The following is a 13,478-nucleotide window of genomic DNA, read 5'->3' on the forward strand; positions in this document are numbered from 1 at the left end:
TCAATGAGGGCAGTGGTACAGCGACCGGTTTGGCAACATTGGGGCTTGTTGGCCCGGTGGGGGGTACCGGTTGCGGTCGCGGCACTTGTGGGTTGTACTTCGACAACGACCACCACCACTTCCTCTACGTCCGTACCCCAGGCTTCCGTGGTTGGCACGGCCGGGACCCAGGTCGCCGATGCCAATCGCCGTGCCCAGATTCGCCTGGAATTGGCTGCCAATTACTTTCAGGCCGGGCGCCTGGATGTGGCCATGGACGAGGTAGGGCAGGCTTTGGCTGCCAAGCCCGATTACGCCGATGCATACGGCCTGCTGGGCCTGATCCTCATGCAGAACCAGGACTGGACACAGGCGGAGATCGCCATGCGCAAGGCCGTGGATCTCAATCCGCGCGACGGCAACCAGATTCACAATTACGGCTGGATGCAATGCCAGCAAAAGCATTTCGACGTAGCCCAGCAGTGGTTTGATAGAGCCTTGCAGGCTCCGGGCTACCGTGAACAGCCCAGGACCCTGCTGGCCAAGGGCATGTGCTACCAGCAGGCGGGACAGTTGGAGCAGGCCTACCAGAACATGTTTCGTGCCTACGAGATGGATGTGGGCAACCCCGCCGCAGGCTACAACCTGGCAAATGTGCTTTGGCTCAAAGGTGATCTGAAGAAGGCGCAGTTCTACATCCGGCGCTTGAATAACAATAGCAATCAGGCCAGTGCGGAAAGCCTCTGGCTGGGGATCAAAATAGACAGGGCATTGCACGACGACATTGGAGTGCGTCAACAGGCCGATCAGTTGCGCGAGCGTTTTCCTCAATCGCGTCAGTGGCTGGCCTATGAACGTGGAGCTTTCAATGAATGAGGCTGCGGTGGAAGAGGAAACTATGCAAAGCGAAGAGCAGGTGCCAACTCAGGGGCAGGCCACGGCCGGAGTCTTGTTGCGTCAGGCACGGGAAGCAGCCCGGATGCAGTTGCCCGTGATGGCTGCGACATTGAAGGTGCCACAGCACAAGCTGGAGGCGCTGGAGGCCGATGACTATGCGGCCTTTCCCGATCATGTGTTCATGCGTGCCCTGGCCATGGGAATGTGCCGGACCTTGCATATCGATGCCGAATCGGTGCTGGCCAAGCTGCCACGCAGCGAGATCAAAAGCCTTGCCAATGCGGGTCCAGGCATCAACGAGACCGTCAAGGTGCGCAGCAGCTTCAAGGTCACGGGTACACCGCTGGACTCCGGCAACAGCAGCTCTCGCAAGATTGCGGCAGGCGTGCTGATTCTGCTGGCAGCTGCCGCTGCCGTGTACTTTGTGCCATTCCAGCAGATGGTGGACGGCCCCGATGGGGCAGGCGTGCCAGTGCCGGCTCAGGCCCAGTCCGGCCAGACGCCAGTGGTGAGCGCGCCGGCGGCAGAACCGCTTGCCCAGGCCGAGGGCGGCGCACAGGGCAGTTCTGCCACACCCGCGGCGGCAGTGACAGAACCTGTGTCGGTTGCTGCTGCCAGCATGCCAGGCGACGGAGCTGCAGCAAGCGCTCCCGCAGCTGCGACAGCTGCCCAAACCGCAGCCCTGGCAGCCGAGGTGGCCACGCCGGCGACCGGCGCTGCCGGCCTGCTGGTGCTGAAGGTGAATACCGGCCAGTCCTGGGTCAAGGTCAAGGACGGAGCCGGCAAGGTGGTGCTGGAAAAGACCCTGTCCAAGGATGAATCTGCGACTGCTGAAGGCCAGTTGCCCCTGTCGGTGATTGTGGGCAATGCCAAGGGCACGCAGGTGACGGTACGTGGCGAACCCTTCGATATCTCGAGCACACGCGACAATGTGGCTCGCTTCGAGGTGAAGTAACCGTTCGAGGTAAACAAGAGTGCAAGATTCTCAAAGCTCGCAGCAGCTCAGCCAGGCGATAGCCATCGCCAGCCCGCTGCCGCGCAAATCGCGCCAGGCCCGTGTGGTGTGGCGCAACAACGTGGTCACTGTCGGGGGTGATGCGCCCGTGCGCGTGCAGTCCATGACCAATACCGACACCGTGGATGCGGTTGAAACCGCCATTCAGGTGCGCCAGCTGGCCCAGGCCGGCTCGGAGATGGTGCGCATCACGGTGAACACGCCCGAGGCGGCGGCGGCCGTGCCCTATATCCGTGAGCAGCTCGACCGGATGGGCGAATATGTGCCGCTGGTGGGGGACTTTCACTACAACGGCCACCGTCTGCTGACCGACTACCCCGACTGCGCCCAGGCGCTGTCCAAGTACCGCATCAACCCCGGCAACGTGGGCAAGGGCGACAAAAAGGACAAGCAGTTCGGCCAGATGATCGAGATCGCTGCAAAGTACGACAAGGCCGTGCGCATCGGCGTGAACTGGGGCTCGCTGGACCAGGAAATCATGGCCGATCTGATGGATCAGAACAGCCGTCGCGAGAGGCCCTGGGAGACACGCCAGGTCATGTACGAGGCGCTGATCACCTCGGCCATCAGCTCGGCCGAGCTGGCGAGGAACATCGGCCTGAACCCCGATAACATCATCCTGTCCTGCAAGGTCAGCGGCGTGCAGGATCTGATCTCGGTCTATCGCGAGCTGGCGCGCCGCTGCGACTATGCGCTGCATCTGGGTCTGACCGAGGCCGGCATGGGCACCAAGGGCACGGTGGCATCGACGGCTGCGCTGTCGGTGCTGCTGCAGGAGGGCATTGGTGACACGATTCGCGTCTCGCTCACGCCCCAGCCGGGTGAAGCGCGCACGCAGGAGGTCGTGGTGGCCTCCGAGATTCTGCAGGCTCTGGGCCTGCGCGTGTTCGTACCCAGCGTCACCGCCTGCCCGGGCTGCGGCCGCACCACCAGCACCACCTTCCAGGAACTGGCCAAGAAGATCGACGATTTCCTGCGTGGCGAAATGCCGGTCTGGCGCACCCAGTTCCCTGGCGTGGAAGCCATGAAGGTGGCCGTGATGGGTTGCATCGTCAACGGCCCCGGCGAGAGCAAGCATGCCGATATCGGCATCAGCCTGCCCGGCAATGGCGAAGCGCCAGCGGCGCCCGTTTTCATTGACGGCGAGAAGGCCTTGACGCTGCGCGGCGAGCATATCGCCGAGGAGTTCCAGACCCTGGTGCTGGAATATGTGCAGCGCCGCTACGGCCTGAAGGCCTGAGCGACTCGAACGCTTGCAGCGGCCCGGCATGCGGGTGGTGATTACGCTTGCTGGCACAATGCCAGCGAGCCAAGACTTTGGAATTGATAGCTGCTTGCGCACTATCTGTATGGATTTGAATTAGGTTTCTAGTTGAAGGGCATGATTGCCATGCGCAATATGCTCTTGTTTTGCTAGTAACCCAAGTGTGAGACTTCACGTGGCCAAGAACGAAAAACTGACCGCCGTCAAAGGCATGAACGACATTCTCCCACCCGATTCGGCGCGTTGGGAGTGGTTTGAAGCCAAGGTGCGCGATCTGATGGGCCGCTTTGCCTATCGCAATATGCGCACCCCCATCGTCGAGCCCACGGCCCTGTTCGTGCGTGGCCTGGGCGAGGTGACCGATATCGTCGAAAAGGAGATGTACTCCTTTGAGGACCGGGCAGATAAGCATGGCCAGGCCGAGCATCTGACCCTGCGTCCTGAAGGTACGGCTGGCGTGGTGCGTTCGGTGGTGGAAAACAATCTGCTGTATGAAGGCGGCAAGCGTCTGTTCTACATCGGTCAGATGTTTCGGCGCGAAAAACCCCAGCGCGGTCGCTATCGCCAGTTCCACCAGGTCGGTGTGGAAGCCCTGGGTTTTGCCGGTCCCGAGCTGGATGCCGAAGTGATTCTGCTGGCCGCTCAACTTTGGAAAGAGCTGGGCATTGAAGGCGTGCGTCTGGAACTCAACAGCCTGGGTCAGCCCGAGGAGCGCAAGACCCACCGCGAGGCGTTGATTGCCTACTTCGAGCAGCACACAGAGGTGATGGACGAGGAAGCCAAGCGCCGCATGTACAGCAACCCGCTGCGCGTGCTGGACACCAAGAATCCTGCCATGCAGGAAATGGTCAACGCAGCTCCCAGGCTGATGGACTATCTGGGCGATGCATCCAAGGCGCATCTGAAGGCCGTGCAGGACATTCTGGATGCCAACGACGTGGCCTGGAGCCTGAACCCGCGTCTGGTGCGCGGCATGGACTACTACAACCTCACGGTGTTCGAGTTCATTACCGACAAGCTGGGTTCGCAGAGCACGATCTGCGGCGGCGGTCGTTACGACTATCTGATCGAGGAAATCGGCGGCAAACCCGCTCCGGCCGTGGGCTGGGGCATGGGTGTGGAGCGCGTGCTCGAAGTGCTCAAGGAGGTGGGGGTAGAGATTCCCCAGCCCGCAGCCGATGTCTACGCCATCATTCCCGACGCCTCGGTGCTGCCTCAGGTCTTCAAGACCGTGCAGCAGCTGCGTGCAGCCGGTGTGGCGGTTCAGATGCATGCAGCGGCCGGCGGCTCGGCCGAGGGCATGGGCTCGATGAAGTCCCAGTTCAAGAAGGCCGATGGCTCGGGTGCACGCTTTGCCCTGATCTTCGGCTCCGACGAGCTGGCCCAGGGCAAGGTGACCGTGAAGTCGCTGCGCGACGGCGAAGGCCAGCAGGTGCAGCAAGCTCTGGCGGATGTGGCCTTGTGGGCCGGCAGCCTAAAATCGGCGGTTTGATTTTCCGCACCTCGTTTTCCGACCAGCGTTCCACTCAATCTAAGTAGCCATGGCAAATCATCTCGATCTTGAAGAACAAGAGCAAATTGAGCAGCTCAAGCATTTCTGGAATTCCTGGGGAACTCTGATCACCAGCGTGCTGGTCGTGGTCTTTCTCGCACTGGCCGGCTGGAACGGCTGGCAGTACTGGCAAAAGCGTCAGGCCACCCAGGCCTCGGCCCTGGAGTTCGCCGTGGACGAAGCGCTGACGGCCAAGGATGCGGCGCGCGCAGACCAGGCTTTCAGCGAGCTGCGGGACAAGTACGCGGGCACTGCGCAGGCCGCCCAGACGGCTTTGCTGATGGCCAAGGCCTCAGTGGATGCCGGCAAGCTCGATGACGCCAAGGCTCAGCTGAGCTGGGTGGCCGACAAGGGCGATGAAAGCTTCAAGGCCCTGGCTCGCATTCGTCTGTCTTCCGTGCTGGAGCAGCAAAAAAGCTATGACGAAGGCCTGAAGGTGCTTGAGGCGGCCATGCCCGAGTCCTATGCCGGTCTGCAGGCTGATCGCCGTGGCGATCTGTATGTGGCGCTGGGCAAGCAGGCTGAGGCGGTTGCCCAGTACCAGGCTGCCTACAAGGCACTGGACAAGGATCTGGACTACCGCCATCTGGTGGAATTCAAGCTGAACGCGCTGGGCGTGGCTCCTGAAGCCGCAACCCTGGTCAAGACAACGCCGTCGGAGAAATAATCTTGAAGACTTTTGCCCATCAAGTGAAGTTCGCTGCCCCCGCAGCGCAATCCGCAGCCCGTGTGCTGGTGCTGACTGCTGTGGCCGCGTCGCTGGCTGCCTGCTCCATGTTCGGCGGCAAGGACAAGCCCAAGCCTCTGGACCTGGGGGCCAATCCGGGCAAGATCGCAGTGCATCAGGCTTGGTCGGCCAAGCTCGGCAACGAAGTGCCTCTGGCCATGCCTGCGCTGGTGCAAGGCAATACCGTCACCGTGGTCACCAAGGATGGCAGCGTTACGACGCTTGATGGCAATACCGGCAGCCAGCTGGGCAAGTTCAGTGCGGGCGAGCCGCTGACCACCGGCGTGGGCAGCGACGGACAGCGCACGGCGGTGGTTACACGCAGCAACCAGCTCATGGTGTTTGCCGAAGGCAAGCAGCTGTGGAAGAACAATCTGACTGCCGCAGTCTATACGCCGCCTCTGGTGGCTGGCGGCCGCGTGTTCGTGATGGCGGCGGACCGTTCTCTGGCGGCCTTCGATGCCAATACGGGTCGTGAGCTGTGGTCGGTTGAAGGCCCCAGCAATGAACCGCTTATTCTGCGCCAGCCAGGCGTTTTGCAGGCCGTTGGTAATAATCTGGTGGTAGGCGTGTCCGGACGTCTGGCAGGTGTTGATCCTGACAATGGCTCGGTGCGCTGGATGGCTCCTCTGGCCGCACCGCGCGGGACCAACGATGTGGAGCGACTGGTGGATCTGGTCGGCCCCGTCAGCCGTGTGGGCAGCAGTGTCTGCGCACGTGCGTTCCAGGCCTCGGTGGGGTGCGTGGATGTGAGCACTGCCAATGTGCGCTGGGCGCAGACCTCCAAGGGTAGCGATGGCGTGGCGGGCGACGAGCAGGCCGTGTTTGGCGCTGAAAGCAACGGCACGGTACAGGCTTGGAATCGTGCAGACGGTCAGCGTCTGTGGTCCATCGACAAGCTGCAGTACCGCAAGCTGACGGCACCTCTGGTGCTGGGCCGCTCCGTGGTGCTGGCCGATGATTTGGGGACAGTGCATATGCTCTCGCGTGAAGACGGCTCTGCACTGGCCCGTTTGGAAACTGACAAGGCAGGAGTTGCCACTTCCCCGGTTGTCGCCGCCAATACTCTGGTGATCGTCAGCCGAAGCGGAACTGTGTATGGCTTCAAGCCGGATTGATAGGTTGTTTTTGGAATGAAGCCAGTTATTGCCCTGGTAGGGCGCCCCAATGTGGGCAAGTCGACGCTGTTCAATCGACTCACGAAGTCGAGGGATGCCATCGTCGCCGACTTTGCAGGGCTGACGCGTGACCGCCATTACGGCCAGGGCCGTCAGGGCAAGCATGAGTACATCGTCATCGATACGGGCGGCTTCGAGCCGGACGCATCGCGCGGCATCTTCAAGGAGATGGCCAAGCAGACGCAGCAAGCCGTGGCGGAAGCCGATGTCGTGATCTTCGTGCTGGATGCGCGTGCCGGTCTGTCCGGTCAGGATCACGAGATCGGCAACTACCTGCGCCGTCTGGGCAAGCCCACGATTCTGGTGGCCAACAAGGCCGAAGGCATGAAGGATGGCGTGCAGCTGTCCGAGTTCTATGAACTGGGCCTCGGTGAGGTCGTGCCCGTGTCTGCCGCCCACGGTCAGGGTGTGCGCAGCCTGGTCGATGCAGCCCTGGGTCTGCTGAATCTGCCCGAGCCTGAAGACGAGGTCTTTGGCGAGGAAGATCAGAAGCCCGTGCGTCTGGCGGTGGCAGGTCGTCCCAATGCTGGCAAGTCCACGCTGATCAATACCTGGCTGGGTGAAGAGCGCCTGGTGGCTTTTGACATGCCCGGCACCACGCGCGATGCGATCACGGTGCCTTTTGAGCGCAATGGCCAGAAGTTCGAGCTGATCGACACCGCAGGTCTGCGCCGCAAGGGCAAGGTGTTCGAAGCCATCGAGAAATTCTCGGTGGTCAAGACGCTGCAGGCCATCGAAGGTGCCAACGTCGTGCTGCTGCTGATCGATGCCACGCAAGGCGTGACCGACCAGGACGCCCATATTGCGGGCTATATCCTGGAAAGCGGCCGCTCGGTCGTGCTGGGCATCAACAAATGGGATGCCGTGGATGACTACCAGCGCCAGATGCTGGAGCGCTCCATCGAGACGCGCCTGTCCTTCCTGAAGTTTGCGCCGCTGCACTTCATCTCGGCACAAAAGCGCCAGGGTCTCGAGCCGCTGTGGAAATCCATCATCCAGGCCCATCGTGCAGCCACCTGCAAGATGCCTACTCCTGTGCTGACACGCATTCTGATGGAGTCGATCCAGTTCCAGACGCCCAAGAAGGTGGGAGCCTATCGTCCCAAGATGCGCTATGCCCACCAGGGCGGCATGAACCCGCCCATCATCGTGATCCATGGCAACTCGCTGGAACTGGTCACCGATGCGTACAAGCGCTTTCTGGAAGGTCGTTTCCGCAAGGAGTTCAATCTTGTCGGCACCCCGTTGCGCATCGACTTGAAAACCTCCCATAATCCTTACGCCGACAAGGATTAATAGCTGTCTGCTGGTGCCTACGGGAAAACCCTTTTCGCTGTTTTTCCCGGGCCCTGTGGTAATGTGTCGGTTTACAACAACACTCTTCGAACACGGAGAATATCGTGAGCAATAAAGGTCAACTCCTCCAAGATCCGTTCCTGAACGCACTGCGTCGTGAACATGTGCCGGTCTCCATCTATCTGGTCAACGGCATCAAGCTGCAGGGCCAAATCGAGTCGTTCGACCAATATGTGGTGCTTTTGCGCAACACTGTGACCCAGATGGTATACAAGCACGCCATCTCCACCATCGTTCCCGGTCGCGCCGTGAACTTCTCGGCCGCTACTCCGGCTGACAACGACGCCGCTGCTGCCTAAGCTTTCTTGCGTCAATGCCCGCCGGCTAGTCCGGCGCGGCTCTTACCCTACGGGACAGGTATTTGAGTTCTGAATCCTTTGAACGTTCCGCGTCTGCGCCAGTGCTGCTGGTGGGCGTGGATTTTGGTGTTCCCCATTTCGATGACGAGCTGGAAGAGCTGGGCCTGCTGGCACAGACTGCTGGCTTGCAACCCGTGGCGCGCTTGACCTGCAAGCGCAAAGCTCCCGATCCCGCGTTGTTCGTGGGCAGTGGCAAGGCGGATGAGATCCGCATGCTGGCCCAGATGCACGGCGCCAAGGAAGTCTGGTTCGACCAGGCTCTGAGCCCGGCGCAGCAGCGCAATCTGGAGCGCCATATCCAGATGCCGGTCAACGACCGGACCATGCTGATCCTGGAAATCTTCGCCCAGCGTGCACGCAGCCATGAAGGCAAACTGCAGGTGGAGCTGGCTCGCCTGCAATACATCAGCACGCGCCTGGTGCGCCGCTGGAGTCACCTGGAGCGTCAGGCTGGCGGTATCGGTGGCCGTGGCGGCCCCGGTGAAAAGCAGATCGAGCTTGACCGCCGCATGATTGACGATGCCATCAAGCGCACCAAGGAGCGCCTTAAAAAGGTCAAGAAGCAGCGTTCTACGCAGAGGCGTCAGCGCTCGCGTCGTGAAGTTTTCAATATTTCCCTGGTTGGCTATACCAATGCCGGCAAATCCACGCTGTTCAATGCCATGGTGAAGGCTCGCGCCTATGCCGCAGATCAGCTGTTTGCCACGCTGGATACCACCACCCGGCAGATGTATCTGGCGGAGGCCGAGGAGTCGGTTTCCCTGTCGGATACCGTCGGTTTTATTCGTGACTTGCCGCACGGTCTGGTGGATGCTTTCCAGGCCACCTTGCAGGAGGCGATTGACGCCGATCTGCTGCTGCATGTCGTGGATGCATCGAACCCCGGATTCCCCGAACAAATACAACAAGTCCAAAAAGTTCTGGGTGAAATCGGGGCCGATGATGTGCCCCAGATTCTGGTTTTCAACAAGCTGGATGCCATTGAGCCCGAGCGTCAGCCTGCCATGCTGCAGGATATGTATGAGCTCGATGGCATGCCGGTGCCGCGTGTGTTTGTCAGTGCTCGCTCGGGGCAGGGGCTGGCGCAGCTGCGGCAGATGTTGGCTGACCGGGTTTTGCAGGTACGTGAAGAGGCGGCACGCGAAGAAGTCGAGGGGCAGGACGATACGTACTGGATGTCCCCTGATGACGACGCGCAATACTAGGGGCTTGCGTTCCTATTGGGCACAATGCTTGCCATGGTCCATGTCTTTTTGAAAACACAGAGACGTCTCGCATGAATTTTTCACAACGCGTCCATCGCCTGGCGGTGCTGCCGCAACGCATTCGCGGGATGTTCAATTTGAACGATCCGCGCTGGGGTCGTGGCGACAACAACAACGCAGATGGCTCCAAGCCGGACGGCTCGGCACCCGAAGGGGAGCGTCCTCCGATGCCGCCCGCACCCGAGCAGCGACCCCGTCCTTCCTCTCCTCAGCAAGGCCAGCCGCCTGATCTGGAAGAGGTGTGGCGTGATCTCAATCGCAAGCTTTCCGGCCTGTTTGGTGGTGGCTCCGGCAACGGCCGTGGTGTGCCGCCCAGCCGCAGCGGCGGTCAGCCTGGCGAGCCTTTCAACCCCGGCAAAGGAATTTTCCTGATTGCCGGCGTGGCCGTGCTGATCTGGCTGGGTACAGGCTTTTTCATCGTGCAGGAAGGCCAGCAGGCCGTCATCACGCAGTTCGGCAAGTACAAGAGCACCGTGGGAGCGGGCTTCAACTGGCGCCTGCCTTATCCCGTTCAAAAGCATGAGCTGGTCTATGTTTCGCAGATCCGCTCTGCGGAGGTGGGGAGCGACAACATCGTGCGCAGCACGGGGTTGCGTGAATCGGCAATGCTGACCGAGGACGAGAACATCGTCGAGATCAAGTTTGCCGTGCAGTACCGCCTGAGCGATGCGCGAGCCTGGCTGTTCGAAAGCCGCAGTCCTTCCGAGGCCGTGATCCAGGTGGCAGAGTCCGCCGTGCGCGAAGTCGTCGGCAAGATGAAGATGGACGCGGCTCTGGCTGAGGAGCGTGACCAGATCGCGCCTCGAGTGCGCGATCTGATGCAGTCCATTCTGGATCGCTACAAGGTGGGCGTTGAGGTGGTGGGCATCAATATGCAGCAAGGCGGCGTGCGGCCGCCCGAGCAGGTGCAGGCCTCGTTTGACGATGTGCTCAAGGCTGGTCAGGAGCGTGAGCGTGCCAAGAATGAGGCCCAGGCTTATGCCAACGATGTGGTGCCCCGTGCTGCGGGTGCAGCGGCGCGTCTGGGTGAGGAGGCTGCTGCCTACAAGTCCAAGATCGTGGCCCAGGCTCAGGGTGATGCCGGACGCTTCAGTTCGCTGTATTCCGAGTACCAGAAGGCTCCTCAGGTCACACGTGACCGTCTTTACATCGATGCGATGCAGCAGGTCTACACCAACGTGACCAAGGTTCTGGTGGAGTCGCGCCAGGGCTCCAATCTGCTGTATCTGCCTCTGGACAAGATCATGCAGAACGTGGGTGGCAGCGCCGCTGCTCCCGCTGCGTCGGGTGATGCAGCTGCCGGCGGCGCAGCTTCGGCTCCAGCCAACGTACGTGTAGTACCCAATCCCGCCGGTGATGCCCGCAGCCGCGATGCGCGCAGCCGTGACCGTGACGCACGCTAGGAGAGAATGCAGTGAATCGAATCGGATTTTTTGTCACCAGCATTCTCGTGGTGCTGGCCTTGCTGAGCTCGACCCTGTTTGTCGTGGATCAGCGTCAGTTCGGTGTGGTCTATGCGCTGGGTCAGATCAAGGAAGTGATCACCGAGCCCGGGCTTAACTTCAAGCTGCCGCCACCGCTGCAGAACGTGCGTTACATCGACAAGCGTCTGCTGACGCTCGACAGCACCGATACCGAGCCCATGCTCACGGCTGAAAAGCAGCGCGTGGTCATCGACTGGTATGTGCGCTGGCGCATCTCCGAGCCTTCGGAATACATCCGTAACGTGGGTCTGGATGAATCTGCCGGTGCCATGCAGCTCAACCGCGTGGTGCGCAATGCCTTTCAGGAAGAGATCAACCGTCGTACCGTGCGTGAGCTGCTGTCTTCCAAGCGTGAAACGCTGATGGCCGACGTCAAGCGTGAAGTGCTGGAAACCGTGCGCGGCTCCAAGCCCTGGGGTGTCGACATCGTCGATGTGCGCATCACGCGCGTGGACTATGCCGAGACCATCACCGAGTCCGTCTATCGCCGTATGGAGGCCGAACGCAAGCGCGTGGCCAACGAGCTGCGCTCCACAGGCGCGGCTGAGGGTGAAAAGATTCGCGCCGAGGCCGACCGTCAACGTGACATCACCATTGCCAATGCCTACCGCGATGCACAGAAGATCAAGGGTGAGGGCGATGCTGAAGCGGCACGGGTCTACGCAGAAGCCTTTGGCAAGGATCCGCAGTTTGCGCAGTTCTATCGCAGTCTGGATGCTTACAAGGAGAGCTTCTCCAAGAAGAGCGATGTGCTGGTGTTAGATCCTTCGCAAAGCGACTTCTTCAAGGCTTATCGCAGTGGCGGCTCCGCTGGCAAATAGGCCTTGGCTTGCGCAAATTCGGATCAGGCATGGTGTTTTGCCGATAGAAATGCCTGTTATGCATCCTTGTTTGCGCAAGTTCGGAAAGCTCTGACAACGTTACAAGCAATGGCCCCTTGAGGGCCATTTTCTATTGGGAGATGGCAATGGACTGGTGGGAGATCCTGGGACTGGCGATCGCCATGCTGCTGGTGCTGGAGGGGCTGCTGCCCCTGTTCGCGCCCGGGCTGTGGCGCCAGCTGTTTTCCCAGTTGCTGCAACTCAGGGATGGGCAGCTGCGCTTTTGCGGATTGCTCTGTATCGCAGCAGGCGCCATCATGCTGGTGCTGCTTTAAATACTGCCGATACTGGCTAGGCCTTAGCGGTCAAATTGGGCAGGGCTGGCAAAGCCGGTAGAATCGCATTTTTAACAGCCTCCCCATTTCTCCATGTCTGCTTGGGTCCTGCCGGATCACATTGCCGATGTTTTGCCCTCCGAGGCACGGCACATCGAAGAATTGCGTCGAGGATTGCTCGATACTGCGCGCAGCTATGGCTATGAGCTTGTCATGCCACCCATGCTGGAGTATCTGGAGTCCTTGCTGACGGGTACAGGCGAAGCTCTTGCCCTTCAAACCTCCAAACTGATTGACCAGCTCTCCGGTCGCACCATGGGCCTGCGTGCAGACATGACGCAGCAGGTGGCACGCATTGATGCACATTTGCTCAATCGCAAGGGCGTAACCCGTCTGTGCTACTGCGGTCCTGTCGTTCATGCGCGCCCCGATCGTCCGCGTGCCACGCGTGAGCCGTTCCAGTTCGGTGCTGAAATCTACGGCCATGAAGGCCTGGAAGCCGACCTCGAAGCCCTGCATCTGGCTCTCGACTGCCTCAAGGGAGCGGGCGTCAAGGACGTCATCGTGGATCTGGCCGATGTGCGCATCGTGCGCAGCCTGCTGGCTGGCGTGATGGTGGACGAGCAGGTGCTGCGTGGCGTGCATGCGGCCCTGGCCTCCAAGGATGCAACCGAGCTGGCTCAGCTGACCCGCGATTTCCCCGAAGCCTCGCGTGAAGGCCTGATGGCGCTGCTGCAGTTGTACGGCGGCATGGAAGTGCTCGATCAAGCTGAAAAGCTGCTGGAGCGCACTGCCGGCGTGCGCAATGTGCTGTCACATTTGCGCTGGCTGGTGCAGCATCTGGATGGCGTCAAGGTCAGCTTCGACCTGGCCGATCTGCGTGGCTACTCCTACTACAGCGGCACGCGCTTTGCGATCTATGTGCCCGGCGGCAGCGATGCCCTGGTGCGCGGTGGCCGTTACGACGAAGTCGGTGCAGTGTTCGGGCGCAATCGTCCCGCTGCCGGCTTCAGTCTCGATATCAAACAACTGGTGGCTGTCGTGCCCGAGCGTCCGCTCAAGGCTGCCATTCGCGCCCCCTGGGGTGATGACGCGCAAGTGGCTGCCGCCATTGCCGCATTGCGCCAGCAGGGCGAGACGGTGGTCTGCGTGCTGCCAGGGCATGAAAGCGAAGTGGATGAGTTCCACTGCGACCGTGAGCTTGCCAATGTCGGCGGGCAATGGGTCGTGCAAGCCATTTAAGGCA

13 protein-coding genes are annotated in these 13,478 nt (G+C 60.9%); all 13 read left to right on the forward strand.

Annotated elements, in window-relative coordinates; all coding sequences use genetic code 11:
• Window positions 1–3 precede the first annotated feature (3 nt).
• The 13 genes from pilW (at window position 4) to AAIL67_RS17325 (ending at window position 13,474) form a co-directional block, all read left to right on the forward strand.
• On the forward strand, window positions 4–855 hold the full coding sequence (pilW, locus tag AAIL67_RS17265) for a type IV pilus biogenesis/stability protein PilW (RefSeq protein WP_343484454.1): 852 nt from the start codon (window positions 4–6) through the stop codon (window positions 853–855).
• Entirely contained in the window at window positions 848–1,831 is a 984-nt protein-coding gene (locus AAIL67_RS17270) for a helix-turn-helix domain-containing protein (protein WP_063664904.1), read from the forward strand. Before pilW ends, AAIL67_RS17270 begins: the two co-directional genes overlap by 8 nt.
• A gap of 19 nt (window positions 1,832–1,850) precedes the next feature.
• Window positions 1,851–3,131 (forward strand): flavodoxin-dependent (E)-4-hydroxy-3-methylbut-2-enyl-diphosphate synthase, encoded by a 1,281-nt coding sequence (ispG, locus tag AAIL67_RS17275; RefSeq protein WP_034378387.1) that lies wholly within the window; start codon window positions 1,851–1,853, stop codon window positions 3,129–3,131.
• 199 nt (window positions 3,132–3,330) lie between these two features.
• A complete protein-coding gene (gene hisS, locus AAIL67_RS17280; RefSeq protein ID WP_012839174.1) occupies window positions 3,331–4,647 on the forward strand; it encodes a histidine--tRNA ligase in 1,317 nt (438 codons plus the stop codon).
• 49 nt (window positions 4,648–4,696) lie between these two features.
• Window positions 4,697–5,374, forward strand: a complete 678-nt coding sequence (locus tag AAIL67_RS17285) for a tetratricopeptide repeat protein (RefSeq protein WP_034378385.1) — start codon at window positions 4,697–4,699, stop codon at window positions 5,372–5,374.
• Between the two features lie 2 nt (window positions 5,375–5,376).
• Entirely contained in the window at window positions 5,377–6,552 is a 1,176-nt protein-coding gene (gene bamB / locus AAIL67_RS17290; RefSeq protein WP_045840031.1) for an outer membrane protein assembly factor BamB, read from the forward strand.
• A 15-nt stretch (window positions 6,553–6,567) separates the two neighbouring features.
• On the forward strand, window positions 6,568–7,908 hold the full coding sequence (gene der, locus AAIL67_RS17295; RefSeq protein ID WP_012839171.1) for a ribosome biogenesis GTPase Der: 1,341 nt from the start codon (window positions 6,568–6,570) through the stop codon (window positions 7,906–7,908).
• Between the two features lie 104 nt (window positions 7,909–8,012).
• The gene (gene hfq / locus AAIL67_RS17300) at window positions 8,013–8,267 is read left to right on the forward strand and encodes an RNA chaperone Hfq (RefSeq protein ID WP_012839170.1); all 255 of its coding nucleotides are present in this window, start codon (window positions 8,013–8,015) and stop codon (window positions 8,265–8,267) included.
• 62 nt (window positions 8,268–8,329) lie between these two features.
• Complete coding sequence (gene hflX, locus AAIL67_RS17305) at window positions 8,330–9,532, forward strand: GTPase HflX (protein WP_034349245.1); 1,203 nt, start codon at window positions 8,330–8,332, stop codon at window positions 9,530–9,532.
• A 71-nt stretch (window positions 9,533–9,603) separates the two neighbouring features.
• Window positions 9,604–10,995 carry an FtsH protease activity modulator HflK gene (hflK, locus tag AAIL67_RS17310; protein ID WP_343484455.1) on the forward strand — a complete coding sequence of 464 codons (1,392 nt, stop codon included), beginning with the start codon at window positions 9,604–9,606 and terminating at the stop codon, window positions 10,993–10,995.
• Window positions 10,996–11,006: 11 nt separating this feature from the next.
• A complete protein-coding gene (gene hflC / locus AAIL67_RS17315; protein WP_003063801.1) occupies window positions 11,007–11,897 on the forward strand; it encodes a protease modulator HflC in 891 nt (296 codons plus the stop codon).
• Window positions 11,898–12,043: 146 nt separating this feature from the next.
• Window positions 12,044–12,232: a DUF2065 family protein gene (locus AAIL67_RS17320; protein ID WP_012839168.1), complete on the forward strand. Its 189-nt coding sequence runs from the start codon at window positions 12,044–12,046 to the stop codon at window positions 12,230–12,232.
• A gap of 93 nt (window positions 12,233–12,325) precedes the next feature.
• Window positions 12,326–13,474 (forward strand): ATP phosphoribosyltransferase regulatory subunit, encoded by a 1,149-nt coding sequence (locus AAIL67_RS17325; RefSeq protein ID WP_003063798.1) that lies wholly within the window; start codon window positions 12,326–12,328, stop codon window positions 13,472–13,474.
• Window positions 13,475–13,478: the final 4 nt, after the last annotated feature.

This window comes from Comamonas sp. A7-5 (genome assembly GCF_039581385.1).
Taxonomy (GTDB): Bacteria; Pseudomonadota; Gammaproteobacteria; order Burkholderiales; family Burkholderiaceae_C; genus Comamonas; species Comamonas thiooxydans.

Excerpts from the sequence above, each read along its gene's own strand:
- pilW (WP_343484454.1), top strand. The coding sequence starts at position 4 with ATGAGGGCAGTGGTACAGCGACCGGTTTGGCAACATTGGGGCTTGTTG.
- AAIL67_RS17270 (WP_063664904.1), top strand. The coding sequence starts at position 848 with ATGAATGAGGCTGCGGTGGAAGAGGAAACTATGCAAAGCGAAGAGCAG.
- AAIL67_RS17285 (WP_034378385.1), top strand. The coding sequence starts at position 4,697 with ATGGCAAATCATCTCGATCTTGAAGAACAAGAGCAAATTGAGCAGCTC.
- der (WP_012839171.1), top strand. The coding sequence starts at position 6,568 with ATGAAGCCAGTTATTGCCCTGGTAGGGCGCCCCAATGTGGGCAAGTCG.
- hflK (WP_343484455.1), top strand. The coding sequence starts at position 9,604 with ATGAATTTTTCACAACGCGTCCATCGCCTGGCGGTGCTGCCGCAACGC.
- AAIL67_RS17320 (WP_012839168.1), top strand. The coding sequence starts at position 12,044 with ATGGACTGGTGGGAGATCCTGGGACTGGCGATCGCCATGCTGCTGGTG.
- AAIL67_RS17325 (WP_003063798.1), top strand. The coding sequence starts at position 12,326 with ATGTCTGCTTGGGTCCTGCCGGATCACATTGCCGATGTTTTGCCCTCC.